The 23477-nt window shown below is 66.3% G+C and carries 28 protein-coding genes and 1 tRNA gene; 10 read left to right on the forward strand and 19 right to left on the reverse strand.

Annotated elements, in window-relative coordinates; all coding sequences use genetic code 11:
* Nucleotides 1-18: 18 nt before the first annotated feature.
* Together rarD and yedA are read right to left on the reverse strand one after the other, a co-directional pair.
* Entirely contained in the window at nt 19-918 is a 900-nt protein-coding gene (gene rarD, locus ACX9OW_RS15315; RefSeq protein WP_180876916.1) for an EamA family transporter RarD, read from the reverse strand.
* Entirely contained in the window at nt 915-1820 is a 906-nt protein-coding gene (gene yedA, locus ACX9OW_RS15320; RefSeq protein ID WP_053516552.1) for a drug/metabolite exporter YedA, read from the reverse strand. The genes rarD and yedA overlap by 4 nt, the downstream gene beginning before the upstream one ends.
* A gap of 224 nt (nt 1821-2044) precedes the next feature.
* On the opposite strand from yedA, the gene ACX9OW_RS15325 reads away from it, so the two are divergent.
* Both ACX9OW_RS15325 and ACX9OW_RS15330 read left to right on the forward strand, forming a co-directional pair.
* Nucleotides 2045-3379 (forward strand): MFS transporter, encoded by a 1335-nt coding sequence (locus ACX9OW_RS15325; RefSeq protein ID WP_180876914.1) that lies wholly within the window; start codon nt 2045-2047, stop codon nt 3377-3379.
* Nucleotides 3380-3446: 67 nt separating this feature from the next.
* Nucleotides 3447-3743, forward strand: a complete 297-nt coding sequence (locus ACX9OW_RS15330) for a hypothetical protein (protein WP_253119928.1) — start codon at nt 3447-3449, stop codon at nt 3741-3743.
* A 3-nt stretch (nt 3744-3746) separates the two neighbouring features.
* Here the strand turns inward: ACX9OW_RS15330 and ACX9OW_RS15335 are convergent, their stop codons facing one another.
* The 4 genes from ACX9OW_RS15335 to ACX9OW_RS15350 all read right to left on the reverse strand — a co-directional run bounded on the left by ACX9OW_RS15335 (nt 3747) and on the right by ACX9OW_RS15350 (nt 8230).
* The gene (locus ACX9OW_RS15335) at nt 3747-5399 is read right to left on the reverse strand and encodes a M28 family metallopeptidase (protein WP_111186493.1); all 1653 of its coding nucleotides are present in this window, start codon (nt 5397-5399) and stop codon (nt 3747-3749) included.
* 81 nt (nt 5400-5480) lie between these two features.
* The gene (locus tag ACX9OW_RS15340; protein WP_445393916.1) at nt 5481-6413 is read right to left on the reverse strand and encodes an MBL fold metallo-hydrolase; all 933 of its coding nucleotides are present in this window, start codon (nt 6411-6413) and stop codon (nt 5481-5483) included.
* A gap of 102 nt (nt 6414-6515) precedes the next feature.
* Nucleotides 6516-6806 carry a hypothetical protein gene (locus ACX9OW_RS15345; RefSeq protein ID WP_065182023.1) on the reverse strand — a complete coding sequence of 97 codons (291 nt, stop codon included), beginning with the start codon at nt 6804-6806 and terminating at the stop codon, nt 6516-6518.
* A 128-nt stretch (nt 6807-6934) separates the two neighbouring features.
* Nucleotides 6935-8230: a tryptophan--tRNA ligase gene (locus ACX9OW_RS15350; RefSeq protein ID WP_111186494.1), complete on the reverse strand. Its 1296-nt coding sequence runs from the start codon at nt 8228-8230 to the stop codon at nt 6935-6937.
* A gap of 108 nt (nt 8231-8338) precedes the next feature.
* Here ACX9OW_RS15350 and ACX9OW_RS15355 point away from each other — a divergent pair, with 108 nt between their 5' ends.
* Nucleotides 8339-9136, forward strand: a complete 798-nt coding sequence (locus ACX9OW_RS15355) for a hypothetical protein (protein ID WP_065174207.1) — start codon at nt 8339-8341, stop codon at nt 9134-9136.
* Nucleotides 9137-9208: 72 nt separating this feature from the next.
* Here the strand turns inward: ACX9OW_RS15355 and ACX9OW_RS15360 are convergent, their stop codons facing one another.
* The 4 genes from ACX9OW_RS15360 to ACX9OW_RS15375 form a co-directional block, all read right to left on the reverse strand.
* Complete coding sequence (locus ACX9OW_RS15360) at nt 9209-9430, reverse strand: CsbD family protein (RefSeq protein WP_019661831.1); 222 nt, start codon at nt 9428-9430, stop codon at nt 9209-9211.
* A gap of 214 nt (nt 9431-9644) precedes the next feature.
* A complete protein-coding gene (locus ACX9OW_RS15365) occupies nt 9645-9782 on the reverse strand; it encodes an entericidin A/B family lipoprotein (RefSeq protein WP_053520147.1) in 138 nt (45 codons plus the stop codon).
* A gap of 158 nt (nt 9783-9940) precedes the next feature.
* Nucleotides 9941-10861, reverse strand: a complete 921-nt coding sequence (rocF, locus tag ACX9OW_RS15370; RefSeq protein WP_459062490.1) for an arginase — start codon at nt 10859-10861, stop codon at nt 9941-9943.
* Nucleotides 10862-11105: 244 nt separating this feature from the next.
* Nucleotides 11106-11405 carry a hypothetical protein gene (locus tag ACX9OW_RS15375; protein WP_154582393.1) on the reverse strand — a complete coding sequence of 100 codons (300 nt, stop codon included), beginning with the start codon at nt 11403-11405 and terminating at the stop codon, nt 11106-11108.
* Nucleotides 11406-11643: 238 nt separating this feature from the next.
* On the opposite strand from ACX9OW_RS15375, the gene ACX9OW_RS15380 reads away from it, so the two are divergent.
* From ACX9OW_RS15380 to ACX9OW_RS15395, 4 genes are all read left to right on the forward strand, one after another.
* Nucleotides 11644-12045: a hypothetical protein gene (locus tag ACX9OW_RS15380; RefSeq protein ID WP_459062491.1), complete on the forward strand. Its 402-nt coding sequence runs from the start codon at nt 11644-11646 to the stop codon at nt 12043-12045.
* Nucleotides 12046-12654: 609 nt separating this feature from the next.
* Entirely contained in the window at nt 12655-12996 is a 342-nt protein-coding gene (locus tag ACX9OW_RS15385) for a hypothetical protein (RefSeq protein WP_155761027.1), read from the forward strand.
* Between the two features lie 84 nt (nt 12997-13080).
* Entirely contained in the window at nt 13081-13578 is a 498-nt protein-coding gene (locus ACX9OW_RS15390; protein WP_459062492.1) for a hypothetical protein, read from the forward strand.
* Nucleotides 13579-13873: 295 nt separating this feature from the next.
* A complete protein-coding gene (locus ACX9OW_RS15395) occupies nt 13874-14266 on the forward strand; it encodes a RidA family protein (RefSeq protein WP_111186497.1) in 393 nt (130 codons plus the stop codon).
* Between the two features lie 61 nt (nt 14267-14327).
* Here ACX9OW_RS15395 and ACX9OW_RS15400 read toward each other — a convergent pair whose 3' ends face one another.
* The 5 genes from ACX9OW_RS15400 to birA form a co-directional block, all read right to left on the reverse strand.
* Nucleotides 14328-14477, reverse strand: a complete 150-nt coding sequence (locus ACX9OW_RS15400; protein WP_459062493.1) for a hypothetical protein — start codon at nt 14475-14477, stop codon at nt 14328-14330.
* Nucleotides 14478-14598: 121 nt separating this feature from the next.
* Nucleotides 14599-14674: transfer RNA gene (locus tag ACX9OW_RS15405), tRNA-Thr, on the reverse strand.
* Between the two features lie 40 nt (nt 14675-14714).
* Complete coding sequence (locus ACX9OW_RS15410) at nt 14715-15527, reverse strand: SPOR domain-containing protein (RefSeq protein WP_459062494.1); 813 nt, start codon at nt 15525-15527, stop codon at nt 14715-14717.
* A gap of 9 nt (nt 15528-15536) precedes the next feature.
* On the reverse strand, nt 15537-16268 hold the full coding sequence (locus ACX9OW_RS15415; RefSeq protein WP_263176884.1) for a type III pantothenate kinase: 732 nt from the start codon (nt 16266-16268) through the stop codon (nt 15537-15539).
* Nucleotides 16265-17233 (reverse strand): bifunctional biotin--[acetyl-CoA-carboxylase] ligase/biotin operon repressor BirA, encoded by a 969-nt coding sequence (birA, locus tag ACX9OW_RS15420; protein WP_053520153.1) that lies wholly within the window; start codon nt 17231-17233, stop codon nt 16265-16267. The genes ACX9OW_RS15415 and birA overlap by 4 nt, the downstream gene beginning before the upstream one ends.
* 142 nt (nt 17234-17375) lie before the next feature.
* On the opposite strand from birA, the gene ACX9OW_RS15425 reads away from it, so the two are divergent.
* Together ACX9OW_RS15425 and ACX9OW_RS15430 are read left to right on the forward strand one after the other, a co-directional pair.
* A complete protein-coding gene (locus tag ACX9OW_RS15425; RefSeq protein WP_053520154.1) occupies nt 17376-17654 on the forward strand; it encodes a hypothetical protein in 279 nt (92 codons plus the stop codon).
* Nucleotides 17621-18409: a M90 family metallopeptidase gene (locus ACX9OW_RS15430; protein ID WP_445393918.1), complete on the forward strand. Its 789-nt coding sequence runs from the start codon at nt 17621-17623 to the stop codon at nt 18407-18409. The genes ACX9OW_RS15425 and ACX9OW_RS15430 overlap by 34 nt, the downstream gene beginning before the upstream one ends.
* Nucleotides 18410-18486: 77 nt before the next feature.
* On the opposite strand, the gene ACX9OW_RS15435 is transcribed toward ACX9OW_RS15430, so the two are convergent.
* From ACX9OW_RS15435 to dusA, 4 genes are all read right to left on the reverse strand, one after another.
* Entirely contained in the window at nt 18487-19911 is a 1425-nt protein-coding gene (locus tag ACX9OW_RS15435) for an ATP-binding protein (RefSeq protein WP_128987909.1), read from the reverse strand.
* Nucleotides 19912-19936: 25 nt separating this feature from the next.
* Nucleotides 19937-20620: a response regulator transcription factor gene (locus ACX9OW_RS15440; RefSeq protein ID WP_053520384.1), complete on the reverse strand. Its 684-nt coding sequence runs from the start codon at nt 20618-20620 to the stop codon at nt 19937-19939.
* A gap of 73 nt (nt 20621-20693) precedes the next feature.
* Entirely contained in the window at nt 20694-21068 is a 375-nt protein-coding gene (locus ACX9OW_RS15445; protein WP_053520383.1) for a hypothetical protein, read from the reverse strand.
* Nucleotides 21069-21280: 212 nt separating this feature from the next.
* Complete coding sequence (dusA, locus tag ACX9OW_RS15450; RefSeq protein ID WP_459062495.1) at nt 21281-22276, reverse strand: tRNA dihydrouridine(20/20a) synthase DusA; 996 nt, start codon at nt 22274-22276, stop codon at nt 21281-21283.
* Nucleotides 22277-22400: 124 nt separating this feature from the next.
* Here dusA and ACX9OW_RS15455 point away from each other — a divergent pair, with 124 nt between their 5' ends.
* Nucleotides 22401-23471, forward strand: a complete 1071-nt coding sequence (locus tag ACX9OW_RS15455) for a tyrosine-type recombinase/integrase (protein ID WP_459062496.1) — start codon at nt 22401-22403, stop codon at nt 23469-23471.
* Nucleotides 23472-23477: the final 6 nt, after the last annotated feature.

Consider the following 23477-nt stretch of genomic DNA (forward strand, 5'->3'; position numbering starts at 1 on the left):
CCCGCGTTGCTTTCCGGCTCAGCGCTTTGCCGCCCGCATCGTGCGCAGGTTGTCACCGATGAACAGCAGCAGCCCGGCCCAGATCGCTGCGAAACCGACGGCCTTGGCCATGTCGAACGATTCGTGGAAGAAGAACACGCCGAGCAGCAGCTGCAGGCTCGGTGCGATGTACTGCAGGATACCCACCAGCGACAGCGCGATGCGCTTCACACCGTAGGCGAAACCGATCAGCGGCACGGCGGTGACCACGCCGCCGAAGATCAGCAGCAGATCGTTGCGTAGGCCCCAGCCGCTGAAGAATCCGCCACCGTGGCCATTCTCGGCCCAGACCGCGAACGCCAGCGCAGGCAGGAACAGATACAGGCTTTCCACGCCCAGCCCGGCTACGGGATCGACCGAGACCAGCTTGCGCAGCAGGCCGTACAGGCCGAACGAACAGGCCAGGCCCAGCGCGATCCACGGCGGCGTGCCAGCGTCGAGAGTCAGCCAGGCCACGCCCACCGCCGCCATGCCCACCGCCACCCACTGCAGCCGGCGCAGGCGTTCCTTCAGCACCAGCACCCCCAGCAGCACGTTCACCAGCGGGTTGATGAAGTAGCCCAGGCTGGTCTCGATCACGTGGCCGGCATTGACGGCCCAGATGTACAGGCCCCAATTGAACGCGATGGTCAGGCTCGACACCGCCAGGATCGGCAGCGCGCGCGGCTGCGCGGCGATCTTCCGCCACCAGCCCAGCTTCGCACTGAGCAGCAGCCAGGCCACCACCAGCACCGTGCTCCAGATGATGCGATGGGCGATGATCTGGAACGATGGCACTTCATTGAGCAGGTGCCAGTACACCGGCACCAGTCCCCACAGCACGAAAGTGGATGCGGTGACCAGCAGGCCCCGGCGTTGTTCTGTCTCGTCGATGTTCATCGCTTGCGCGTCCTTGCCATTGTCAGTACCACCACGCCCAGCAGAATCACCACCATCGCCAGCACGTCGCGCCAGCCGAAGCGTTCGCTGTTGAGGGCTGCGCCCAGCAGCACCGCGATCACCGGGTTGACGTAGGCGTAGCTGCCGGCCAGCGCCGGGCGTACGTTCTGCAGCAGCCACACGTAGGCCGTGAACGCGACGATCGAACCGAACACGCACAGATAGGCCATGGCCAGCAGGCCACCGGTATCGGGCAGTGTGGTGGGCCGCTCACCCACCGCCAGCCCGATCAGCACCAGCAGCACGCCGCCGCAGATCATCTGCCCGGCGGCCGTCATGAACGGGCCAGGCAGGTCCAGGCCGCGCGCCCACACCGAGCCGAAGGCCCAGCCGATCGGTGCGATCAGCAGCAGCACCAGCCCGGTGGGCGTCGCCGTCAGGCTGCTGCCCGCATTCAGCCAGACAACGCCGAGGAAGCCGATGGCGATGCCCAGCCATTCGCCACGGCTGGCGTGCTGGCCGCGCAGCGCCGAGAACAGCGCCATCCACAGGGGCACCGATGCCACCGCCGTGGCCGCCAGGCCGGACGACACATCGCGTTCGGCCAGCACCACCATGCCATTGCCCAGCACCAGCATGGTCACCCCCATGAGCACCAGGCTGCGCCACTGCCGCAACGTCGGCTTCGGCATTTTCCAGAACAGGCGCAGCGCCAGGTACATCAGGCCCCCGGCGATGATGAAGCGGCTGCCAGAAACCATCGTCAACGGCAGCGCACCGCCGTGCAGGGCCTTGGCGATACCGAGATAGGTCGAGCCCCAGACCACGTAGACCAGCAGCAGCGCCAACACGACAAGGCCGCCCCGGGGGGCAGCCGCAGACGGAACAGGGGGAGCCGACATGACGCACCAAGGGACCGGGGGAAGGCGGATTCTAGGACGTTTTGAGTATGGTCCGGCACCCCGCAAGGTGGCACGCTGTCGTCCATCCATGCACCCTGTCCTGGCCTGCCACCCCGCGTTGACGGGTCATGCAGTACCAAGAAGGCTGCCCGGCTGCGCCACCACATGGTCGGACGCTGTATTTTCCGCGCACGGACGCTATCGCATCGAGGATCCCCGCCCAGATGAGCACCACGCCCCACCCTGCTGTTCCCGCGAACGACGGCGCCGCATTGCGCCGCTCGATCTCCAATACCCTCAAAGGCTCCGCCGGCAACCTGGTGGAGTGGTATGACGTCTACGTGTACTCGGTGTTCGCCGTGTACTTCGAGTCGCAGTTCTTCTCGCCGGAAGACAAGAACTCCACGATGTACGTCTGGGCGATCTTCGCCGCGACCTTCCTGATGCGCCCGATCGGTGCCTGGTTCTTCGGCCGCTTCGCCGACCGCCATGGCCGTCGCCTCGCCCTGACCGTATCGGTCACGCTGATGGCGTTCTGCTCCTTCATCATCGCCATCACCCCCACTGCCGCCAGCATCGGCATCTGGGCGGCGATCATCCTGCTGTTCGCGCGCCTGCTGCAGGGCTTCGCCACCGGTGGCGAGTACGGCGCGAGCGCCACCTACATGTCCGAGGCCGCCATTCCGGGCCGTCGTGGCTTCCTGTCCTCCTTCCACTACGTCACCCTGGTCGGCGGCCATGTGCTGGCCCAGCTGACCCTGTTCCTGATGCTGAACTTCTGGGGCAAGCCGGAGATCTCCGAGTTCGGCTGGCGCATCGCCTTCGGCATCGGTGGCATCGCCGCGGTCGTGGTGTTCTGGCTGCGCCGTGGCATGGATGAGTCGCTGGAAGAATCCTCGATCGAGGCCGCGCGCGAAGGCAAGGCCAAGAAATCCGGTTCGATGTACGAACTGTTCGTGCACCAGTGGCGCCCGCTGCTGCTGTGCTTCCTGATCACCGCCGGCGGCACCATTGCCTTCTACACCTACTCGGTGAACGGCCCGAAGATGATCCAGAGCGCCTTCGCAGGCGACGACCCGATGACCGGCACCCTGATCAACCTGGGCGTGCTGGCCTTCCTGATGGTGCTGCAGCCGGTCGGCGGCTGGCTGTCGGACATCATCGGGCGCAAGAGCCTGCTGGTGTTCTTCGGCGTGGGCGGCGTGCTGTACAGCTGGTACCTGATCACGCAGCTGCCGCACCAGCACGATGCCACCCTCGCCTTCCTCACCCTGGCGCTGGGCTTCGTCATCCTCACCGGCTACACCTCGATCAACGCCGTGGTGAAGGCCGAGCTGTTCCCGACACACGTTCGGGCACTGGGCGTGGGCCTGGGCTACGCGCTGGCCAACTCGCTGTTCGGCGGTACGGCCCCGCTGCTGTACCAGGGCGCGCTGAAGACCGGCCACGTGGACTGGTTCGCCATCTATGTCACTGCCACCATCGCGGTATCGTTGGTGGTCTATGTGTTCTTCCTCACCAACAAGGGCCCGAACTGGCTCGACGGCACCCGCAAGTAAGGATGCCGTGCTGATGGCAGCCACCGGTGCAATGCCGGTGGCTGCCGCAACTCCCGCTACGCCCCTGATGTGGGCCGCCCTGCTGCTGGCGGTGGCAACCACGCTGGCCTGGCTGCTGCGACGCCCGGGCGCGCAGGCGCGCTGGCCACGCACCGGCTTCGGCATCGCCCTTCTGGTCTTCGCCAGCGCGCTGGCAGTGCAGCTGGCAGTGGACCTGGGCAGCGGTCACAGCTCGCTGCGGATGAACCTGCTCGGCCGCTTCAGCGGCCTGCGCACGGTCAGCCTCGGCACCATGATCACCTGCTACCTGGCGGCATTGGCCGCCAGTGCATGGGGTGCCTGGACGCTGCTGCGCAGGCGCTAGCCGTCAGCGGCGTGCCGCCTCGCTCTTGTCGCGGGCAGCGCGGAACTCGGAGTCCTTCTCCCAGGTCGGCCAGCGCCGGCTGTTGGCCAGCTCCGCGCCCAGGTCGTAGACCAGCAGCGTATCGGCGGCATGACCGCTGGGATCCCAGCCCGGCGTCCACGCGTCGCAGGCCTGGTGATAGCAGTCGGCGAAGTACTTCTCGCGCAGCGCGCGCCCGGCGTCCACGCCGCCGTCCAGCTTGTCCAGGCCCGGGCCGATGGTGATCGCCGGTACACCCAGCCGGGCGAAGGCGAAATGGTCGGCGCGGTAGAAGAAACCGGCCTCCAGGTTGGGGTCCGGGCTGTAGCTGCGGCCGCGTGCCTTGGCCACCCGCTCCAGGTCGCCTTCCAGCGATACCCGGCCCTTGCCCCACGAAGCGATGTCACGGGTCGGCCCGTCCGGGCTGAACATCTCGATGTTCAGTACGGCAGCGGTCTTGTCCAGCGGCGCCAGCGGATGCGCAGCGTAGTAGCTGGCCCCCAGCAGTCCCTTTTCTTCAGCCGTCAGCGCCACGAAGTAGAGCGTGCGCTGCGGCTGCGGGCCGGCCGCGAACACCCGGCCCAGTTCCAGCACGGTGGCCACGCCGGTGGCGTTGTCGATGGCGCCACGGCGCACGCGGTCGCCCTTCGCATCGGGCTGGCCGATGCCAAAAGCGTCCCAGTGCGCCGAGAAGATCACCGCTTCATCGCCGTGCTCGCCGCCCGGCAGCTTGGCCACGACGTTGCGGGTCACCACCTGCTCGCGCTTGAGGGCGAAATCGACGCTCAGCCGCGCGTTGTCCAGGGCCACCGGACGGAAGTCGGCACGCATCGCCTTGCGCTTCTCCGCCTCGAAATCGAGGCCGGCGTCGGCGAAGATCGCCTCGGCCAGCTCGCGCTGCATCCAGCCGCGCAGCGGTGTGTGCTGGGCCATCGCCTCGGCCTGGCTGCGCTCGATATCGAACAACGGCGAGGTACCCGAGCTCTTCACCGTCGCCCAGCCATAGGCCGCAGGTGCGGTCTCGTGCACGATCAGCACACCTTCGGCGCCGCGGCGCGCAGCCTCCTCGAACTTGTAGGTCCAGCGGCCGTAGTAGGTCACTGCCTTGCCATCGAACGCGCCGGGAGCGTCGGCCTCGAAATCGGCATCATTGATCAGCACCACGGCAATCTTGCCGTGCAGGTCAATGTCCTTGTAGTCGTTCCAATGGCGTTCCGGTGCGTCGATGCCATAGCCCACGAACACCAGCGGTGCATCCTTGATCTGCACCCGGGCGCGCGGCTGCAGGCTCTGCAGGGTCACATCCACGCCATTGACCAGGGCGCGGCGGCCCTGCTTCAACGCCAGGCTGGCCGTGGCCGCCCCCTCCAGCTGCGCACGCACCAGCGGCACCGGCTGCACCCAGCTGCCGTCCACGCCGCCGGGTTGCAGGCCATAGCTGCGGAACTGCTCGATCAGGTACTGCACGGTGCGCTCTTCGCCTTCGCTGGCCGGAGCACGGCCCTCGAATTCGTCCGACGCCAGTACACGCACGTGGCGCGACAGCGCCTGCGGGTCGATACCGCCGCCGGGAAGGTCATTGGCCGCCTGGGCCAGGCCACCCACGAACAGGCAGGACGACAGCAGCAACACGCGCATCGGGTTCACGGCAATACCACGGCAGGATGGGAAGTCACCAGAGTGTAACGTGACAGCAGTGCCGGCCGCAGTCCCGCTCCGTCAGCGGCGCTCGCGATCCAGCCAGCAGGCCAGGCCCTGCGCGTTGAGCTCGATGTCCATGGCCAGCACAGCCACCACCGCTGCGTCATCCAGCACACAGCCATGCTGCTGCGCGCGCTCCAGGTACAGGGCCTGCAGCGCCGCCAGCAGGCAGCGATGGCGGTCGGGCCGCTCGTCGCACTGGCGGCCGATCGCCGCCATCGCATCGATCTGCTCGAACAGGTCGCCGGCCAGCCGCTGCACCTGCTCCACGCGGCCATAGTGGGTGAGGTACATCGACTGCGGATCGTAGTCGAGCATGCGCTGGATCGACGCCTTCATCGCTTCGGGATCGAACTGCACGGGCGAAGAGGTCGGAAAAATGAAGGCGCCCTGCGCGCTGTCCAGTTCGCGGTAGGAGATACCGAAGGTATCGCCGGTGAACCAGCTGCGGCTGCGCGCATCCCATACGCAGTAGTGATGCAGTGCGTGGCCGGGCGTATGCAGCAGGAGCAGTTCGCGTCCGGCAAGATCGAGGCGATGGCCATCCTCGGCCACCACGACGCGGTGCTCGGGAATCGCCTCGATGCGGCCATAGCTGCGTGCGATCTCCTCCGCGCCGTAGACCGCGGTGGCGCCTGCGATCAGCCGGGTCGGATCGATCATGTGCGGCGCACCGCGCGGATGCAGCAAGGCCCGGGCATTGGGCAGCTGCTGCATCAACAGACCCGCACCGCCGGCATGGTCCAGATGCACATGGGTGAGCAGAAGCCAGTCCACCGCGTCGGGCTGCAGGCCGGCATCGGACAGCGCCCGCAGCATCGCCGGCACGGACAGGCCGGTGCCACAGTCCACGAAGGCGCCCCGCCCGTTCTCGACGATCAGGTAGGCCGCATCGAAGTCGGGACGTTGGAAGCCGGTATCGATGGTGTGGATGCTGGGGTCGGCGATCATCGGCACGCACTTGGCGGAATCGGAATCAGGCGTCCATGGTAGGCGCGCAGGCAGGACCGGTTCGATGCGGCTTTGGTCGGAGGCACGCGCTCTGCCCCGGGACTACAACCATCGCGGTCGCAGCAGCAGTGCCAGCACCAGCACCGCCAGGAAAGCGCCGTAGGCATAGAGCACCGCCAGCACCTGCGGCCAGATCGGCCCCGCGTCGGTCTGCACCAGGCCCAGGTGGTGGCCCCACAGCATCGCCACGATGCTCAGAACAAAGGCCAGCAGCAGCACCAGGCCATCGAACAGGCGCCGCCGCGACGTGCGCGGCTGGCGCGGGAACAGCCAGTACAGGCTGCCCAGCACGACGAACCAGGGCAGGAAAAGCAGCAGCGACAACCACGCCATCGCAGACTCCTTCCATAGCGCCGGGCCCGATGCCCGGCTCCACATCCATCGGTAGCGCCGGGCCATGCCCGGCGGGGTGCATCAGGTAGCGCCGCCGTGCATGGGCCCGGCGTTACAGCACCCTCCGCTCAGGCATCTTCGCGCAGCGCGGCCAGTGCCGCCAGGACCGCGTCAACCTCCGCCTCCAGCTTGAACAGCTCGCTCTGCAGCGCATCACCCTGCTCGGCCTGCTTGATCACGGCGATCAGCTGGCCGGCATCGCGCGGCGAATCAAAACCAATGCTCTGCATCAGCAGCGTGCCGTCGCCGGCGGTCAGCTTGAAGTAGAAGCGACCATCCTTTTCGCGGTACTGCTTGAACTGCGGCGGCGCCACGCGGGCAGCGCCGGCATCCTCGCTGGCGATGTCGCCGGCGGTGGACAGGTCGCGCAACCCCACGGCGTGCCGCAGCTCATCCAGCAGCGGCATCGCGAACGTCTCGCGCAGCTGCTGGCCACGACGCTTCAGCAGCGCCTCGATCTTTTCCGGCTCGGCCATCAGCGCGTTGTAACGCTCGCGCAGCGGTGACAGCTCACCGTCGATGCGCTCGAACAACTGCTGCTTGGCATCGCCCCAGCTGATGCCCTCGGCGAATGCCCGGGCGAAAGCAGCGGTCTGCTCCGGCGTGGCGAAGGCCTGGTACATCTGGAACAGCGCCGAGCCCTCGGTGTCCTTGGGCTCGCCCGGTGCGCGCGAGTCGGTCAGGATCGAGAACACCAGCTTCTTCAACTCCTCGCGCGGCGCGAACAGCGGAATGGTGTTGTGGTAGCTCTTGCTCATCTTGCGGCCGTCGAGACCGGCCAGCGTGGCCACCTGCTCATCGATCACCACCTCCGGCAGCGGGAAGTATTCCCTGCCGTAGACGTGATTGAAGCGCTGGGCGAAGTCGCGGGCCATCTCGATGTGCTGGATCTGGTCACGACCGACCGGCACCTGGTTGGCCTTGAAGATCAGGATGTCGGCAGCCATCAGCACCGGGTACATGAACAGCCCGGCGCTGACGCCGGCATCCTCGTCCAGGCCTTCCTCGCGGTTCTTGTCCACCGCTGCCTTGTAGGCATGGGCACGATTGAGGATGCCCTTGCTGGCGATCGCGGTCAGGAACCACATCAGTTCGGTGGTTTCGCGGATGTCGCTCTGGCGGTAGAACCAGACGTGTTCCGGATCCAGGCCGCAGGCCAGCCAGCTGGCTGCGATCTCCAGGGTCGCGCGCTGGGTGCGCTGCGGATCCTGCGCCTTGATCAGGCTGTGCAGGTCGGCCAGGAAGAAGAAGCTCTCGATCCCCGGGGTGCGGCTGGCCGCGATGGCCGGACGGATGGCGCCAACGTAGTTGCCCAGATGGGGGGTGCCGGAGGGGGTGATGCCGGTAAGGACTCGGGTCGTCATGACTGCGTGGGGAAACCTTCGATGAACGGAACCAGTTTACCGTGCCCACGGCCAACCCCGTCAGGGCCTGCGGGTCGTTCATTCACCCGAGCCCACCGGAGTTCCCACATGAAACGCCTGCTGCCCCTGCTGCTGATCCTGCCCCTGGCCGGCTTCCGCCCGGTTCCGCCGCCACCGCCGATGCCGCAGGACGGCCCTGTGCGGATGACCCTGATCGACCGCGACCGCGGCACCGAACTGCGCAGCCATGCAGCCGATGGACAGCGCTGGGTGGCGGGCGAGCGCGGCCATCGCTATGCGGTACGCCTGTACAACGACAGCCCGCGGCGGGTGCTGGTGGTGCTCTCGGTGGATGGCATCAATGCCATCTCCGGCGAAGATGCCGACCCGTCGCAGACCGGCTATGTGCTCAACCCCGGCCAGCGCGCCGACATCACCGGCTGGCGCAAGAGCCAGGATGAAGTGGCGCAGTTCGTCTTCAGCAGCCCCAGTGGCAGCTATGCCAGCCGTACCGGCCGTGCGGACAACATCGGCGTGATCGGCGCGGCGGTGTTCGAGGAGGCCCGTCGCTGGCCGCTCCGACCGGAGCCGCTGCTGCGCCGTGGCGCCCCGGCGCCGGCCGCTGCGGAATCCGCTGCGGACGCCAGCGCCAGCCGCATGGACGGCTACTCAGCGCGGTCGCAGGCACCGTCGCTGGGCACCGGTCACGGCGCGCGCGAACGCTCCTCGGTGCGTGATACCGCATTCGAACGGGCCAGCCGCACGCCGGCGCAGGTCGTGCAGCTGCGTTACGACAGCGCACGCGCGCTGCGCGCACGCGGCATCGTGCTCGACCCGCCTTCGCGCCTGCCGCGCGAGCCGCAGGCGTTTCCGAACCGCTACGTGCCGGATCCGCCGACACGTTGAGTCCCTGACAGCACGACGCCCGCACCAGAGGGTGCGGGCGTCGACGTGGGGGAACCGCTTACCGCCGGCTACTTACTTGTAGTCCGGGTAGTCCTTGCGCACGCTGTCTTCGAAGTCACGGACTTCCTTCTCGGCGCGGTCCTTGGCCCAGCCATACCGTTCCTGCAGGCGGCCGGCCAGATATTCGGCATTGCCCTCGGCCACATCGAAATCGTCGTTGGTCAGATCGCCCCACTTGGCCTGGGCCTTGCCCTTCAGCTGCGACCACTTGCCGGAAATGATGTCTTTGTTCATTGCTGGGAATCCTTGGTTGCAACGGCGTTCTTACCGTGACTGCAGCTTCCCGCATCCGCTGTTGAAAGGCGGTCAACCGCTCATGAAACACATGCTCACGTGCTTGAATGGTTCACTCCATCGCCACACGCGATGGCGACTACGCGGCCATACACACGCACGAAAAAAAGGCCGGGAAGATCCCGGCCTTTTTCTGTTCCACACCGCGTCGGGCTTAGTTGCCCTTGGCGGCATCCTCGACCTTTTCACCGGCCTTCTGCACGTCCTTGCCGGCACCGGCAACGGTGTTGCAGCCGGCCAGCATGGCCACCGAGAACATCGACAACAGCATCAGGGCAACTACGCGCTTCATGGGCTTCTCCTTGGGTTCGCCGCTTCACCGCTACAACGCGGATGGGGTTCTGTCGCTCGGCAGGCAGGGCCGAAGCCACCGCCGCCGCGTGAGGTGCAATCTGGCGGCTGCGGCGTGCAGCGGGCGTGAACGGATCGGCGATCCGTTCAGGGATGCCCTCAATCGCGCATCAGCGTGGATTTGCCGAACAGGCTTTCCACCAGGTCCACGGCCAGTTCGGCGGTGGCGTTCTGCTTGTCCAGCAGCGGATTGAGCTCGACGATATCCAGCGACCCCATGCGCCCGCTGTCGGCGATCATTTCCATCACCAGCTGCGCTTCGCGGTAGTTCACCCCACCCGGCACCGTGGTGCCGACGCCGGGTGCGATGCTCGGGTCGAGGAAGTCGACATCGAAGCTGACATGCAGATGGGTGCTGTCATCGATTCCGGCCAGCGCGGCCTCCACGGTGCGCTTCATACCGTTCTCGTCGATGTAGCGCATGTCGTAGACGTCGACCTTGTGGGTCTTGATCAGGCGCTTCTCTTCCGGGTCCACCGAGCGGATGCCGATCTGGTGCACCTGGGCGGGCGTGATTGCCGGCGCACTGCCGCCCAGACGGGTCAGTGCCTCCGGCCCCAGCCCGCACAGGCAGGCCACCGGCATGCCGTGGATGTTGCCCGACGGCGTGACATCACTGGTATTGAAGTCCGAGTGTGCATCCAGCCACAGCACGCGCAGGGTCTTGCCCTGCTCGCGGCACCAGCGGGCCACTGCGGTGATCGAGCCGATGCCCAGGCAATGGTCGCCGCCGAGCATGATCGGCATGCGCCCGTCCTGCAGCTCGGCATAGCTGGCCTCCATCAGTGCATGGTTCCAGGCCACCACCTCGTCCAGATGGCGGTAGCCTTCGACCGGCGCGGTCCACGGGTTGCGCGGGCCGTCCAGGTTGCCCAGATCGCGCACGTCCACACCGCGCGCCGCCAGCGCCTCCGGCAGGCCCGCCACGCGCAGCGCTTCCGGCCCCAGCCGCGCGCCCCGATGGCCGGCACCGACATCGGTGGGGACGCCGATCAACGAGACGGAAATGGGATGGGCCATGGGTGCCTCCTGCAACGGAAAAAGAAGCACAGTCTAGCCAGAGCTGTGTGACACGACTCGCGGCGGTGCAGCAGGGCAGATGCGGTCAGCGGTGGCGGAACACCGCATGGCAACACAGTGTCGGAATCAGCACGGCCGGGCGCGTATGGGCGATGTAGCCAGCCCGCACGTGAGCGATGGGCCATGACGACGCATGCGCAGATGGCAGGGCACCCAGGCTGGGCGGATGGCAACACTGTGGCGTCTACCGCAGCGCCGATCCTTCAGCACCATCAGGATCGGCGCTGCACTTGCCGGCCATTGCCGTTAGCATCGTGCTGGCTCGGTCTGCCGCACCGGTTAAGCCAGCTTTACTTCGCGTATGTCGCGTCCATTGCCGTGCGTGGGAATCACTGGAATCCGCCATTGCAAAGGCATCGCGCAGGATGTCGCTTTTGCCTTTACATCGCGCGAAACAGGTCAAAAGCGATAATTCATTTTTTCTTTCGAATCGCACGAAGTCATTGGAAAGAATGACTGGCGGGCGGTGTTTGCGCGTGCGCATGATGAATCGCCACCGACAACGGGTGGCCCGGGCTCCAATCCCGGAAGTCGATGTTGTTTACGCTTGTCAGTCGGCGCCACCTGTCTCGGGGTGGCGCCGGCTGGCAATCCGTCTGCCGATCTACGGCGGGCGGTGCGTGGGGGCCTTGTGCCCGCCGGTTCATCGACTCCGGTATTGGAACCACGCATCGTCCGCCACCCTCTGCGGGTGGCGCCTCTGTTCCGCATGAGGATGTCCCATGACCGCACCCCGCTACCCCTATCTGCTTGCCACCCTGGGCGATGCCGCCGAGCACCTGCCCCGCGAACTGGCAGAGCCGTTGGAAGCTGCGCTTTCCGCTGCCGTTGATCTGCCTGAGCCGATCACGCTGGTGGGCTGCCTGCAGCGTATCCGCAGCGGCGATGCCGCCGATGGTCAGCCGTGGAAAGGCCCCGTACCCAGCCCAGGCCAGGGCGTGACCCGTGCGCGTACCGACCGCGCCGCCGCCGGCCTGGTCACGCTGCTGGAGGTATTCCACGCCGCCGAGCGCGTGCGTGTGGATGGCGCCGAGAAGGACGACATCGGCGACGGCGCGCGCGAAGGCCTGCTGCTGGCCTGCCGGGGGCTGGCGGAGTATGTGGAGCTGCAGGCGCGGCTGTGAGAGTGCGCAGCTCACATGTTCAGCGCCGTGGATCGAACGAACTGTCACCCCAATGCCCGGTGGTTATTGGGATGGGCATGGGAAAAAGTAACATTGCTGGAATACAGGCCCACGTCGAGCACGCACCCATTCCTCCATTATCGACATAGGCCGACTGCAGCGCCCCATTCAATCTCCCCTCAGGCACCCATAGAGAGGCCCGCCGCGCAAGCTGTCGGATTCTGCACGGAAACTGCACTGCAAGAGCGCTTGAGACCACCACGCAGGCGCCCTTGGAAGAGGCACTCGAATTTTGAGAAAAGAGGGAAATTCTGACGGATTTGCCTGCTATCTGCGGCCGCCGACAAGTACGTGCCAGGCTGCCAGCTGTCCAAATACCCTCCTCACGGAATTTACGGCCGCACAACCGTAAGAGATGATGGGAATTCAGTCGCGCACATAAATTGAACAATGAGAATCGCATCTGGATATCTGCTTCTATGCATATCCATCCTGGCATGCATGCCAGCGTGCAGCCCTCCGAACAGAAAATTCAGCAATGACCACCTCAGGGAAAAATTGATCTCATCTGAACAAAAGACCATGGGTTCCCTGGGCACAGGCGAAGACATGACCGCTGACAATGACGCCACGATGGACTTTTTCAGCGATGAAGAATCACTGGACGCCGCCAAGAGATTCTATAGATACAACAAATACGCGCTTAAGGAAGTCCTTGGACAAATGCCGAAAGATTGGCGGACCGCCAATAGAAAAGACCAGAAAGCGTGGAACAGGTCGAAGAATGAGAAATGCGGCACTGTTGGCGGCGCGCGGTACAGATCAAAAACAATCCGTGAACGCACCGACACCCTCAACTGCCACTCAAGCGCCATCACGTGGAGAGCGGCTCGTCTTGTTCTGGAGGCTGACCGTTTCCACCGAGAAGGCCGGCAGCAAGGCCAACCATAGCGTCGACCGGACACGCCATTTCGCCAAATTTCATGCATAGACATTTCCCCCAACAATTCGCTCCAGCAACACACACGATCACTGATGAAAATGCATGCAATAGCTCGAACCTTCATTCTGGCGGGATCCTGCTTCAGTGCTGCTGACTTTGCCGATGCAACCCCGCTTGGAATAGGGAGAGAGGCGCAGGTCATCCTTGTCGATGGTATTCCGGCGATCTGCGTCCCAAGCAAGAGCAGAACTTCATTTGCAGTTGGCCGCGTGATGATCCATGAGAGCCGCGCACCAAGTGGAACCTGGGCTATTGAGCTGGCAGCGGGCGCCAAGCCCCTGACACTCATGCCGGGTGATTGCATGTCATACGGAAAGGTGCCGGATGGCTATATTCCAGTATCCACCCATGAAAGGGCGCTCAATCCAACGCTTTCACTGAACAGGCCGTATGTATTCAGTATGGATACCGCTCGCACGGTCGAGAGTGTTGTTCAGACCCGCTTTTATTCCACCGTGTTCTGCATCAAGACTGGAGGGAGCGGAGAGCTTGCAGTTCATAAGGGGCAGGCCTGCGTCGGCAATCATTGAAGCGGTGCGAAGCGGCAGGCGTCACCACATCGCGGGAGATCCTGCGTACCACCTAGCGCGTGCGTGTGGATGGCGCCTAGGAGGACGACATCGGCGACGGCGCGCGCGCAGGCCTGCTGCTGGCCTGCCGGGGGCTGGCGGAGTATGTGGAGCTGCAGTTGCACGCGGCATGAGCCGCGCCGCCACGCCCGCCGATTGTTTTGATTTGGCAAATAGTGATGGCGCTTTATAGGCGTTTATCCGGCCAATGCCGAGGACTACCTTGAGGCTCATCGATCCCCTTCTGGAGAATCCCATGAGCAAGCGCAATGCCGTTTTCCCGGCCGGCCGGCAGGACCTGTACACCTCGCAGACCTATTCGGCCGCGATCCAGTCGGGTGACCTGCTGTTCGTGTCCGGCCAGGTGGGCAGCCGCAGCGACGGGACGCCCGAGCCCGACTTCGAGGCGCAGGTCCGCCTGGCCTTCGCGAACCTGGAGGCAACCCTGAAGGCCGGTGGTTGCGGGCTTGACGACATCGTCGACGTGACCACCTTCCATACGGACCCGCAGAACCAGTTCGGAACCGTCATGACCGTAAAGAGCGAGGTCTTCCCCGAGAAGCCCTATCCCAACTGGACGGCGGTGGGCGTCAACTGGCTTGCCGGATTCGACTTCGAGATCAAGGTGATCGCCCGCATTCCGGACTGAGCATGCCGCCTCCGGGAGATCGTGTGCGCGAGCGCGTGCCGCTCAGGTAGCGGTCGCGAAATCAGGACTCCGCTCGCCGGACAGCGCCCGATAGGGCACGCGCGATATCGCCCAGTGCCTTGGCAGTGAAGGCCGAATCGCCATTGCTTTCGACGATGCAGGCATCGAGATAGGCGACCATTTCTTCAGGCGTACGGAGATGCGTGGCCACGTCAAATGCTTCGAGTTCACTCTTACTTTTGACAGCCCTGCGTATGCGACTCCGGCGCCTGGCAAACGCGCTGCAATTCGCCACAGGAGAAAGAACGCTGCGGAAGCCAGCGACTGCGGGATGGTGCCGCTTATCCGAATCGAACGGATGACCTACTGTTTACAAGACAGTTGCTCTACCAACTGAGCTAAAGCGGCATGGGTGACGCACGGGCGGCAGCGCCGCAGTGGGGGGATTCTAGCGCAGTCGCGCGCATTCCAGCGACTGTTGCCGGGCGGCGCCGCTGCGCTGCTGCACCTGCGCAGGCTGTGCGGTGCCGGCCAGCTGCCCGTCCAGCCACCACTGGCCGGCATCACCGCTGGCCACCAGGCGCGGCTGGAATCCGGCGGCCTGCACCGCAGCGATACGCCGCTCGGCGCCTTCGCGGTTGCGGTACTGGCCCAGCGCCACGGCGTTAGCGTCCTCACCCTGGCTGATGATGTAGTAGTCGCCCAGGCCCGCAGCGACGATGCGCTTGACCGTGGCCTGCGCCTCTTCGCGGCTGGCGGCGGCCGGCAGCAGCACGCGGTAGCGGGCGCTGCCGCTGGCGGCCGGCTGCTCGCGCAGGCGTGCCTGGTTGAGCAGCGTGCCGGCCCGGCCCTGCGCCGCGCTGGCGGCGGCACGATCGGCGAACGGACCCAACGCGATGCAGCGCGGCGGCTCGCTGGCGGCAGGCGCCTGCGCGACCGGCGGTGCGACCGGCGCCGGCGCTGGCGTCGGGCTGGAGGTTGCTTCCGCAGCCGGCGCCTTGGCCGGCGCGGCAGGGGCAGGAGTGGACGCCACGGCGGTCGCCGCTGCGGGGTCGCGCTCCACCAGTGCTGGCGCCGGTGCCTCCGACGATGCCTGCGCGGCCACCGCCGCATCGGTGCCGCCGGGCACCCAGCGCAGTTCGGCCACGCCGGCGGGCCGCGGTGGCGGCGCAGGCTTCTGCGGCGCATCGCGCAGCAGCCACCAGCAGGCAACGCCAAGATTGAGGATGGCCAGGACGACGATCAGGGCACGGGTGAGCATGCGCGGATACTAGCCTGCAGGCTGGTGCACCGCCCAGCGGGCGAGGCCGTCCAGCACCAGCGAGGGGTGGTAGTCGGCGCCGTCCAGCAATGGCATCAGCGCGGGCGCGCCGCCACCGTGCACCAGCAGCGACGGCATCACACCCAGCAGTGCCTGCGCCTGCTGCGCACTGCGCTCGACCAGCGCCACCGCAGCACCATCGCAACCGGAGGCGAGTGCGTCGGCGGTGTCATTGGCAAACTCGCTGTAATCGCCGCCACTGGCGGGCAGCTGCACGGCGCGCGCATGCAGTGCTTCGCGCATGGTGGTGGGTGATGCGGCGATGCGGCCGCCGTGATGCTGGCCACTGGCATCGAGCAGGTCGATGGTAAGCGCCGTGCCCACGCCCACCACCAGCACCGGGCGCTGCGCCTTGGCGGCGGCCAGCAGGGCAAGGAAACGATCCACACCGAACTTCTCCGGGCGCGCGTAGGCGATGCGCACGCCTGCGCATTCGGCGCTGGTGCGCACCACATGCACCTGGTCGAAGCGCCGCTGCAGCTGGTCCAGCATGGCGCTGGTCAGCGAAGGTGCGGCCACGCTGGCGACGAACGCCGTCGCGCCGCTGGGCAGGCTGTGCGGCGGCTGCCCGGCCATGCCTTCGGCGCCATGCGCCCAGGCCTGTACGTCACCCGCGCGATCCCCCTGCAACGGCGCGAACTTGAAGCGCGAATTGCCCAGGTCGAACAACCAGTCGCTCATGCCGCCCTCACCGTGACTTCGCCGGCATGCAGGCGGCGCTCGCAGCCGTCGATGCTCACGCGCAGCGCGCCGTCATCGGCCAGGCCGAGTGCGGTGCCGTGCTGCCACTGCCCCTCCAGCTCGACGCGCACCTCGCGGCCGGCCAGCATGTCGAAGGCGGCGTAGCGCGGCAGGAACGGCGCCAGCCCTTCGCGATCGAATTCCTCCAGCGCCGGCAGCAGCCGTGCGAGCACGGCCGCGACGACGATGTTGCGGTCGACCGGCGCGCCGGCCAGTGTGTCCAGATCCACCCAGGGCTGGGTGATCTGCTCGGCGAACGAGGGCGGCATGTGCGTGTTGATGCCGATGCCGATCACCGCGCGGGCCGGACCGGCGTATTCGCCGCCGCCTTCGGCGAGCAGGCCGACCAGCTTGCGACGGCCATCGACGATCAGATCATTCGGCCACTTCAGCTGCGCCTGGGTGAAACCCAGATCGTGCAGCGCTTCGGCCACGGCGATGCCGGCAACCAGGCTCAGCCCCGCCAGCCGGCCAAGGCCCCCGGAGAACAGGCGCAGCACCGACAGATAGACATGGGCCGCCAGCGGCGAGGCCCAGGTGCGGCCGCGCCGCCCCCGCCCTCCGGTCTGGCGTTCGGCCAGCAGGACGCTGACCCCGCGCTGGGGCGCGCTGCACCGCAGCAATTCGGCATTGGTGGAATCCACCGTCCAGGCCACCTGCAGGTCATGCAGCAGGGACAGGGCATCGGCCGGCAGGGCGGCACGGATCGTCGCCGGGTCCAGCAGCTCGACCGGGCGGGTCAGGCCGTAACCCTCGCCGGCACGGCCCTCGATATCGACACCTGCGGCCCTAAGCCCTTGAATGCGCTTCCAAATTGCCGCCCGGGTCTGGCCCAGCTCACGGGCCAGGGCGTCGCCGGACAGGCGACCGGCAGCGAGTTTGGCCAGCAATTGGCGATCGTCCACGGCAGCTTCCACGAAGTCAGGACGGAATTATGCGGGAAAGCCGCCAGCGACGCCCGCCACGGGGCCGGCGGCGGGCTTCCAATCCGGTGCCGGGTTCGGGCTAGAATCGGGAACTCACCTTCCCTTAACGTGGATGTCGTCAATGCGCCGTTATGCCCATTGCCTGATCCTGCTGACGATGCCCTTCGCGGCGTCGGCCACAGCAGCACTGGATGACAGCCGCGGCGCCTGTGTGTCCTCCAACGGCGATGCCGCCTCGCAGCGCGCACCGACGGCATCGACCACCACGGCCAAGCCTGCTCCGGCACGCCCAGCGGCCAGCAGCGCGACCAGCACCGGCGGTGGCGGCAGCGATGAGGACATGCTGCAGCGGCTGCGTGCGCCGAAGTGGCACAGCTACCTGCCGGGAATGTTCCGCTGATCAAGTCGTTGCTGCAGTGGCTGCGGCCCGCACCGCGGCCGATCGACGACGCGTACTGGGATGAGGCCTGCCGCCGTACGGCATGGCTGCAGGGGCTTTCCGACGAACGACGCGCCCGGCTGCGCACGCTGGCGGCGCGCTTCCTGCATGAGAAGACCATCACCCCGATCGGCAACCTGCAGCTGCAGGCCGCCGATGGCGTGCTGCTGGCGGCCCTGTGCTGCCTGCCACTGCTCGAGTTCGGCGAGGTGGGGCTGCAGGGCTGGTCGCAGCTGATCGTGTACCCCGACGCATTCCGCGTGCATCGCAGCCACATGGATGCGGCGGGCGTGCTGCACGAATGGGACGACGAGCTGATCGGCGAATCGTGGGACAGCGGGCCGTTGATCCTGTCCTGGGCCGACGTGCAGGCCGATCTGGCCGCACCGCACGAGGGCTACTGCGTGGCCGTGCACGAGATGGTGCACAAGCTCGATGCGCTTGACGGCGCGATGGACGGCACACCGCCGCTGCCGCGTGCGTGGCAACGTGAGTGGGCTGCTGTCTTCCAGCAGTCCTACGATGCGTTCTGCGCGCAGGTGGATGCCGGCCAGGAGACGCTGATCGACCCGTATGCCGCCGAAGCACCGGAGGAGTTCTTCGCGGTCGCCAGCGAGTACCACTTCTCCGCTCCGGACGTGCTTGCCGAAGCGCTGCCCGATGTCGCCGCGCATCTGCGGCGCTTCTATGGTGAACCACCGGCGCTGGGCGGCTGAGTCATGTCATCGGTTCGCCGGGCGTGGCCCGGCGCTGCCTGCATTCGCGTTGACCGGTGGATCGAAGCAGGCCCGCCCTACGGGCCCGGCGGCAGACGCACTTCGAAGCGGGCGCCTTCCAGTTCGCTGGAACGGCCGACCGCCAGTTCGCCGCGGTAATCCTTGATCAGGTCCTGCACGATCGACAGGCCGATGCCGTGGCCCTGCACGCGTTCGTCGCCACGTACGCCACGCTGCAGCACCTTGCCGATATCCTCCGGCGCGATGCCCGGGCCGTCGTCGTCCACGGCCAGCAGCAGGCCGGCGCGGCGTGCATTCGGTGCCGGCAGGGGCTGCGCGGTCAGCAGGACACGGCGCTTGGCCCACTTGAAGGCGTTTTCCAGCAGATTGCCCAGCAGTTCCTGCAGGTCACCCGGCTCGCCATGGAAGCGCGCGGCCGGATCGATGTCGAACTCGCACAGCACGCCCTTGGCCGCATAGACCTTTTCCAGGCCCCGCACGATCTCTTCGGCGTTGGACTCGATCGGCAACGGTGCGGAGAACAGCTTGTGGCCCGACGACGCAGCGCGCGCCAGCTGATAGGACACCAGGTTGTTCATGCGTTGCAGCTGCACGTCCAGCTCTTCGCGCAGCGCGCCATCACCGGCACCGCTGTCCATCTGCGTGCGCAGCACCGCGATCGGCGTTTTCAGGCTGTGCGCAAGATCCGCCAGCGTGTTGCGCTGGCGTTCGAGGTTCTCGCGCTCACTTTCGATGAAGGCATTGATGCTGTCGGTCAGCGGTTCCAGCTCGCGTGGGTGGCGCTCGCTCATGCGCTCGGTCTCGCCGCGCTGCACCTTGGTCAGCTCGGTGATCACGCGACGCAGCGGACGCAGGCTCCACTGCAGGATGACGGTCTGCAGCAGCAGCAGGATCAGGCCGATGCCACCCAGGTAGAACCAGACACGGCTGCGGAACACCCGCAGCTGCGCACCGAGCGCGCGCGAGTCTTCCATCACGTAGATGGTGTACGGGAACTCGGTGGCGGGATCGGCATCGGCGTCCCACACCAGGCCCAGGCCGTAGCGGTACACCGAACCCTGGCTGCCGTCGATCTGGATCATCGGCAGCGGGCCTTCGAATACCTCCTGGCGTGGCGCAAGCAGGCCGCCGCCGACGGTGGGCAGCATCGGGCCTTCGGCCGACATCGAATTGCCCTTGCCGTCCGGCATCACCACCTGCAGGTAGAGACCGCTGCCGGGCACGTCGAAGCGCGGGTCCGGTGGCTGCTCGCGGATGTACAGCGAACGATCGCGGGTGAAGTCGATGCCGGCCGCATAGGCGGTGGCGTAGTTCTTCAGGCGCTCACGCAGGTTGGCCTTCGCCGTATCGGCGAAGGCGGCGTCGAGCGCGTAACCGGCCAGGGCCAGGAATGCGACCAGGCCCACGGACGCGGCGAACAGCTGGCGCGCCTGCAGGGAGCGCGGCCGCCAGCGTCGGAAGAACCACAGACGGCCGGACATCGTGCAATCGCCAGGGTGAGCCGGCTCAGCCCTCGTTGCGCGGGATCGCGAAACGGTAGCCGCGGCCGCGCACGGTCTCGATCGGCTTCAGTTCACCGTCCGGGTCCAGCTTCTTGCGCAGGCGGCCGATGAACACTTCCAGCACGTTCGAGTCGCGGTCGAAGTCCTGCTGGTAGATGTGCTCGGTGAGGTCGGCCTTGGAGACCAGTTCACCGGCATGCATCATCAGGTACTCCAGCACCTTGTACTCGTAGCTGGTCAGGTCGACATTGCTGCCGGAAACGCTGACCGTCTGCGCGGCAAGATCCAAGGCGACCGGGCCGCATTCCAGCGTCGGCTTGCTCCAGCCGGCGGCGCGGCGCAGCAGCGCGTTGACGCGGGCCAGCAGCTCTTCGACGTGGAACGGCTTGACCAGGTAATCGTCGGCGCCCTGCTTCAGGCCCTCGACCTTGTCCTGCCAGCTCGACCGCGCGGTCAGGATCAGCACCGGGAACTTCTTGCCCTCGTCACGCAGCGCCTTGATCAGCTCCATGCCCGACATCTTGGGCAGGCCGAGGTCGATGATGCCGACGTCGAACGGGACTTCGCGCCCCATGTAGAGGCCTTCCTCGCCGTCCTGCGCAGCATCGACGGCAAAGCCTTCGCGCTTGAGCCGGGCTGCCAGGGTCTCACGCAGCGGGGCTTCGTCTTCGACCAGAAGGATACGCATGAACTCTCCCTAGTGTCCTGGGTGTGGCCCGGAGGCCAGTGGGGTACGGGTTGATAGCGACAACTATCCCTGTTCAGGGGTTATCGCCGCGTAGTGAAGACATATCCGACCGCGGCGTGCGCGGCTGTGAACGCGACGGGGCGGGGTCGTCCATGTAGCGGACCCGGCCCCGGTCGTCCATGTACTTGACCCGGTTGATGTCACGACCATCGAACGGCACCCGTTCGGCGCCCAGGATGTGGCCACCGGTGGTGCGCTGCACGCGGCGCACGGCATCGGACAGCGAGCGCTCGTCGCCACGGCCACCCCGCTCGCTCCGCTCCATCATCTCCGCCCGGCCGTGTTCCGCACGCGGGGGCTGCTGTGCCATTGCCGACGACAGCGGCGCAGCCGCCAGCACCACGCAGGTGGCCAGGGCAATGCGGCAATGGAGGGGAGCGGAAGACATCGATGCGATCCTAGCCGAGCACGGCGATTCGTTCAAAAGTCGTAAATCCGGGAACCGGGTGCGGGACCCGGTCTTTACAATTCCTTTGCAAATTCTTGGTTTGGGGCAGTGAATCCGATCTGAACTTTTCCGGGCGAACCGCAGGTTTGTTCATCTAAGTGAACATTCGGGACGAATCGGCCGGCGTTGTCAAGTCAGGAATGTGACGAACGTCACGCAGCGGCACGGTCAGCGTCGCGCTCGGTGACGGCAAGGGCCTGTTCGACCAATGTCCAGTCGGCGCCTGGACGGTGCGCACCCTCGCTCAATACCTGGCGGAACGCGCGCCCACCGGGCTGCCCATGGAACAGGCCGAGCAGGTGACGGGTGATGTGCTTCAGGGCCATGCCCTCGCCCAGACGGGCCTCGACATACGGGCGCAGCGCGCGCAGCAGGTCCGCGCGCGACCGCAGCGGCGTACCGGTGTGCAGCGCTTCCAGCTGATGCAGCAGATAGGGATCGTGGTACGCGGCCCGGCCCAGCATCACGCCATCGACATGGCCGGCCTGGGCCTGCACGGCTTCGATGCTGGCCAGGCCGCCATTGAGCACCACCGGCAGCGCGGGCCGCTCCTGCTTCAGGCGGTAGGCCCAGTCGTACTTCAGCGGCGGAACCTCACGGTTCTCCTTGGGTGACAGGCCCTTCAGCCAGGCATTGCGCGCGTGCACCACCACCATCGCTGCACCGGCAGCGACCTGGCGGTCGACGAAGCTGGCGAACGCCTCGTACTCGTTGTCCTCATCCACGCCCAGACGGCACTTCACGGTCACCGGGATGTCGACCGCATCGACCATCGCGGCCACGCATTCGGCCACCAGCACCGGCTCTCGCATCAGGCAGGCACCGAAGCGGCCCGCCTGCACGCGATCGGACGGGCAGCCGCAGTTGAGGTTGACCTCGTCGTAGCCCCAGTCCGCGGCGATGCGCGCGGCCTGCGCCAGCAGGGCCGGATCGCTGCCACCCAGCTGCAGGGCCAGCGGCTGTTCGCTGCGGTCGAAGCCGAGCAGGCGCTCGCGGTCACCATGGATGACCGCGTTGGCGTGCACCATCTCCGTGTACAGCCGCGCCCCGGGAGCCAGCACGCGATGGAACACGCGGCAATGGCGGTCCGTCCAGTCCATCATGGGGGCAACGGACAGGCGAATATCACTCAAATTCAAGGATTTCATAGGCTTATCTTCATCAGTGGCACCCTAAAGCACCCAAATATTCCCGATATTTCCCGCGTTTTCCCGTTCGTCTGTACCATCTGTGTGCCAGGCAGGCCTTGGCACAACAGGGAATGGCACAACGATGGCAACACTGCAGAACCGCAACGGCCGGTGGCGCGCTATGGTGCGCCGCAAAGGTCACAAAGACCAAACCCGCACGTTCCCCACAAAGACCGCCGCCAAGACCTGGGCTGATCGCGTGGAGCGCGAGATGGCCGATCTTGAGGCCCGAGGCGGCGCCACCGGCGATGGCACAACCATCGCCGAGCTGATCACCTGGCGTACCGAAGCCTTGGCCAGCGTAAAAGCGGTGTCCAAGACCCAGACCGGCAACATGACGCGCCTGCAGGAGAGCCTCGGGCACATCGTGGCCAGGCAGCTCACTGCCGGCGACGTCATCGAGCACGCCCGGCGACGGATCAGCGGCAACCACATGACGGGAAAGGGGGTCATTATCCCCGCTTGCGCTCCCGCGACCATGAACGTAGAGCTGGGCTACCTGTCCGAGCTGCTCAAACTGGCCGCGCCAATGAAGGGCGTGAAGCTCGTTATAGACCCTGTCGCAGAAGCCCGGCCGGCGTTGCGCTTGCTGGGCCTGGTAGGGAAGTCCAAGCGGCGCGATCGACGGCCGACAGAGGCGGAGCTGCAGCAGCTGAGGGACCACTTCGGGCGGGCGGCGTGGCGTTCGCAGATCCCAATGGTGGACATCATCGATTTCGCCATCCAGTCAGCGAAGCGCGAGGGCGAGATAACGCGGCTGCTGTGGTCGGACGTCGACCTGGCCACGCGCACCGCCCTGCTCAGGGATGCCAAACATCCCCGGAAGAAGGCTGGCAACCACAAGCGATTTCCGCTCTTGGGCGACGCCTGGACCATCGTGCAGCGGCAGCCGCGGACTGCGGGCGAGGACAGGATCTTCCCCTACAACACGAAGTCGATCAGCACCGCGTTCACGCGGGCCTGCATCCGCTTGGCCATCACGGATCTGTGCTTCCACGATCTGCGGCATGAAGCCACATCGAGGTTGTTTGAACAGGGCTACGACATTCCCGAGGTGGCGTCGGTCACGCTGCATGAGTCCTGGAACGAGTTGAAGCGCTACACCCAGCTCCGACCCGAAACGCTGCACCGCCTTCCCGTAGAGCCGGCCTGACCAGGC

It is taken from the genome of Stenotrophomonas genospecies 5, assembly GCF_054473825.1.

Excerpts from the sequence above, each read along its gene's own strand:
- rarD (WP_180876916.1), bottom strand. The coding sequence starts at position 918 with ATGAACATCGACGAGACAGAACAACGCCGGGGCCTGCTGGTCACCGCA.
- yedA (WP_053516552.1), bottom strand. The coding sequence starts at position 1,820 with ATGTCGGCTCCCCCTGTTCCGTCTGCGGCTGCCCCCCGGGGCGGCCTT.
- ACX9OW_RS15325 (WP_180876914.1), top strand. The coding sequence starts at position 2,045 with ATGAGCACCACGCCCCACCCTGCTGTTCCCGCGAACGACGGCGCCGCA.
- ACX9OW_RS15330 (WP_253119928.1), top strand. The coding sequence starts at position 3,447 with ATGTGGGCCGCCCTGCTGCTGGCGGTGGCAACCACGCTGGCCTGGCTG.
- ACX9OW_RS15335 (WP_111186493.1), bottom strand. The coding sequence starts at position 5,399 with ATGCGCGTGTTGCTGCTGTCGTCCTGCCTGTTCGTGGGTGGCCTGGCC.
- ACX9OW_RS15340 (WP_445393916.1), bottom strand. The coding sequence starts at position 6,413 with ATGATCGCCGACCCCAGCATCCACACCATCGATACCGGCTTCCAACGT.
- ACX9OW_RS15345 (WP_065182023.1), bottom strand. The coding sequence starts at position 6,806 with ATGGCGTGGTTGTCGCTGCTGCTTTTCCTGCCCTGGTTCGTCGTGCTG.
- ACX9OW_RS15350 (WP_111186494.1), bottom strand. The coding sequence starts at position 8,230 with ATGACGACCCGAGTCCTTACCGGCATCACCCCCTCCGGCACCCCCCAT.
- ACX9OW_RS15355 (WP_065174207.1), top strand. The coding sequence starts at position 8,339 with ATGAAACGCCTGCTGCCCCTGCTGCTGATCCTGCCCCTGGCCGGCTTC.
- ACX9OW_RS15360 (WP_019661831.1), bottom strand. The coding sequence starts at position 9,430 with ATGAACAAAGACATCATTTCCGGCAAGTGGTCGCAGCTGAAGGGCAAG.
- ACX9OW_RS15365 (WP_053520147.1), bottom strand. The coding sequence starts at position 9,782 with ATGAAGCGCGTAGTTGCCCTGATGCTGTTGTCGATGTTCTCGGTGGCC.
- rocF (WP_459062490.1), bottom strand. The coding sequence starts at position 10,861 with ATGGCCCATCCCATTTCCGTCTCGTTGATCGGCGTCCCCACCGATGTC.
- ACX9OW_RS15375 (WP_154582393.1), bottom strand. The coding sequence starts at position 11,405 with ATGCGCACGCGCAAACACCGCCCGCCAGTCATTCTTTCCAATGACTTC.
- ACX9OW_RS15380 (WP_459062491.1), top strand. The coding sequence starts at position 11,644 with ATGACCGCACCCCGCTACCCCTATCTGCTTGCCACCCTGGGCGATGCC.
- ACX9OW_RS15385 (WP_155761027.1), top strand. The coding sequence starts at position 12,655 with ATGACCGCTGACAATGACGCCACGATGGACTTTTTCAGCGATGAAGAA.
- ACX9OW_RS15390 (WP_459062492.1), top strand. The coding sequence starts at position 13,081 with ATGAAAATGCATGCAATAGCTCGAACCTTCATTCTGGCGGGATCCTGC.
- ACX9OW_RS15395 (WP_111186497.1), top strand. The coding sequence starts at position 13,874 with ATGAGCAAGCGCAATGCCGTTTTCCCGGCCGGCCGGCAGGACCTGTAC.
- ACX9OW_RS15410 (WP_459062494.1), bottom strand. The coding sequence starts at position 15,527 with ATGCTCACCCGTGCCCTGATCGTCGTCCTGGCCATCCTCAATCTTGGC.
- ACX9OW_RS15415 (WP_263176884.1), bottom strand. The coding sequence starts at position 16,268 with ATGAGCGACTGGTTGTTCGACCTGGGCAATTCGCGCTTCAAGTTCGCG.
- ACX9OW_RS15425 (WP_053520154.1), top strand. The coding sequence starts at position 17,376 with ATGCGCCGTTATGCCCATTGCCTGATCCTGCTGACGATGCCCTTCGCG.
- ACX9OW_RS15435 (WP_128987909.1), bottom strand. The coding sequence starts at position 19,911 with ATGTCCGGCCGTCTGTGGTTCTTCCGACGCTGGCGGCCGCGCTCCCTG.
- ACX9OW_RS15440 (WP_053520384.1), bottom strand. The coding sequence starts at position 20,620 with ATGCGTATCCTTCTGGTCGAAGACGAAGCCCCGCTGCGTGAGACCCTG.
- ACX9OW_RS15445 (WP_053520383.1), bottom strand. The coding sequence starts at position 21,068 with ATGTCTTCCGCTCCCCTCCATTGCCGCATTGCCCTGGCCACCTGCGTG.
- dusA (WP_459062495.1), bottom strand. The coding sequence starts at position 22,276 with ATGAAATCCTTGAATTTGAGTGATATTCGCCTGTCCGTTGCCCCCATG.
- ACX9OW_RS15455 (WP_459062496.1), top strand. The coding sequence starts at position 22,401 with ATGGCAACACTGCAGAACCGCAACGGCCGGTGGCGCGCTATGGTGCGC.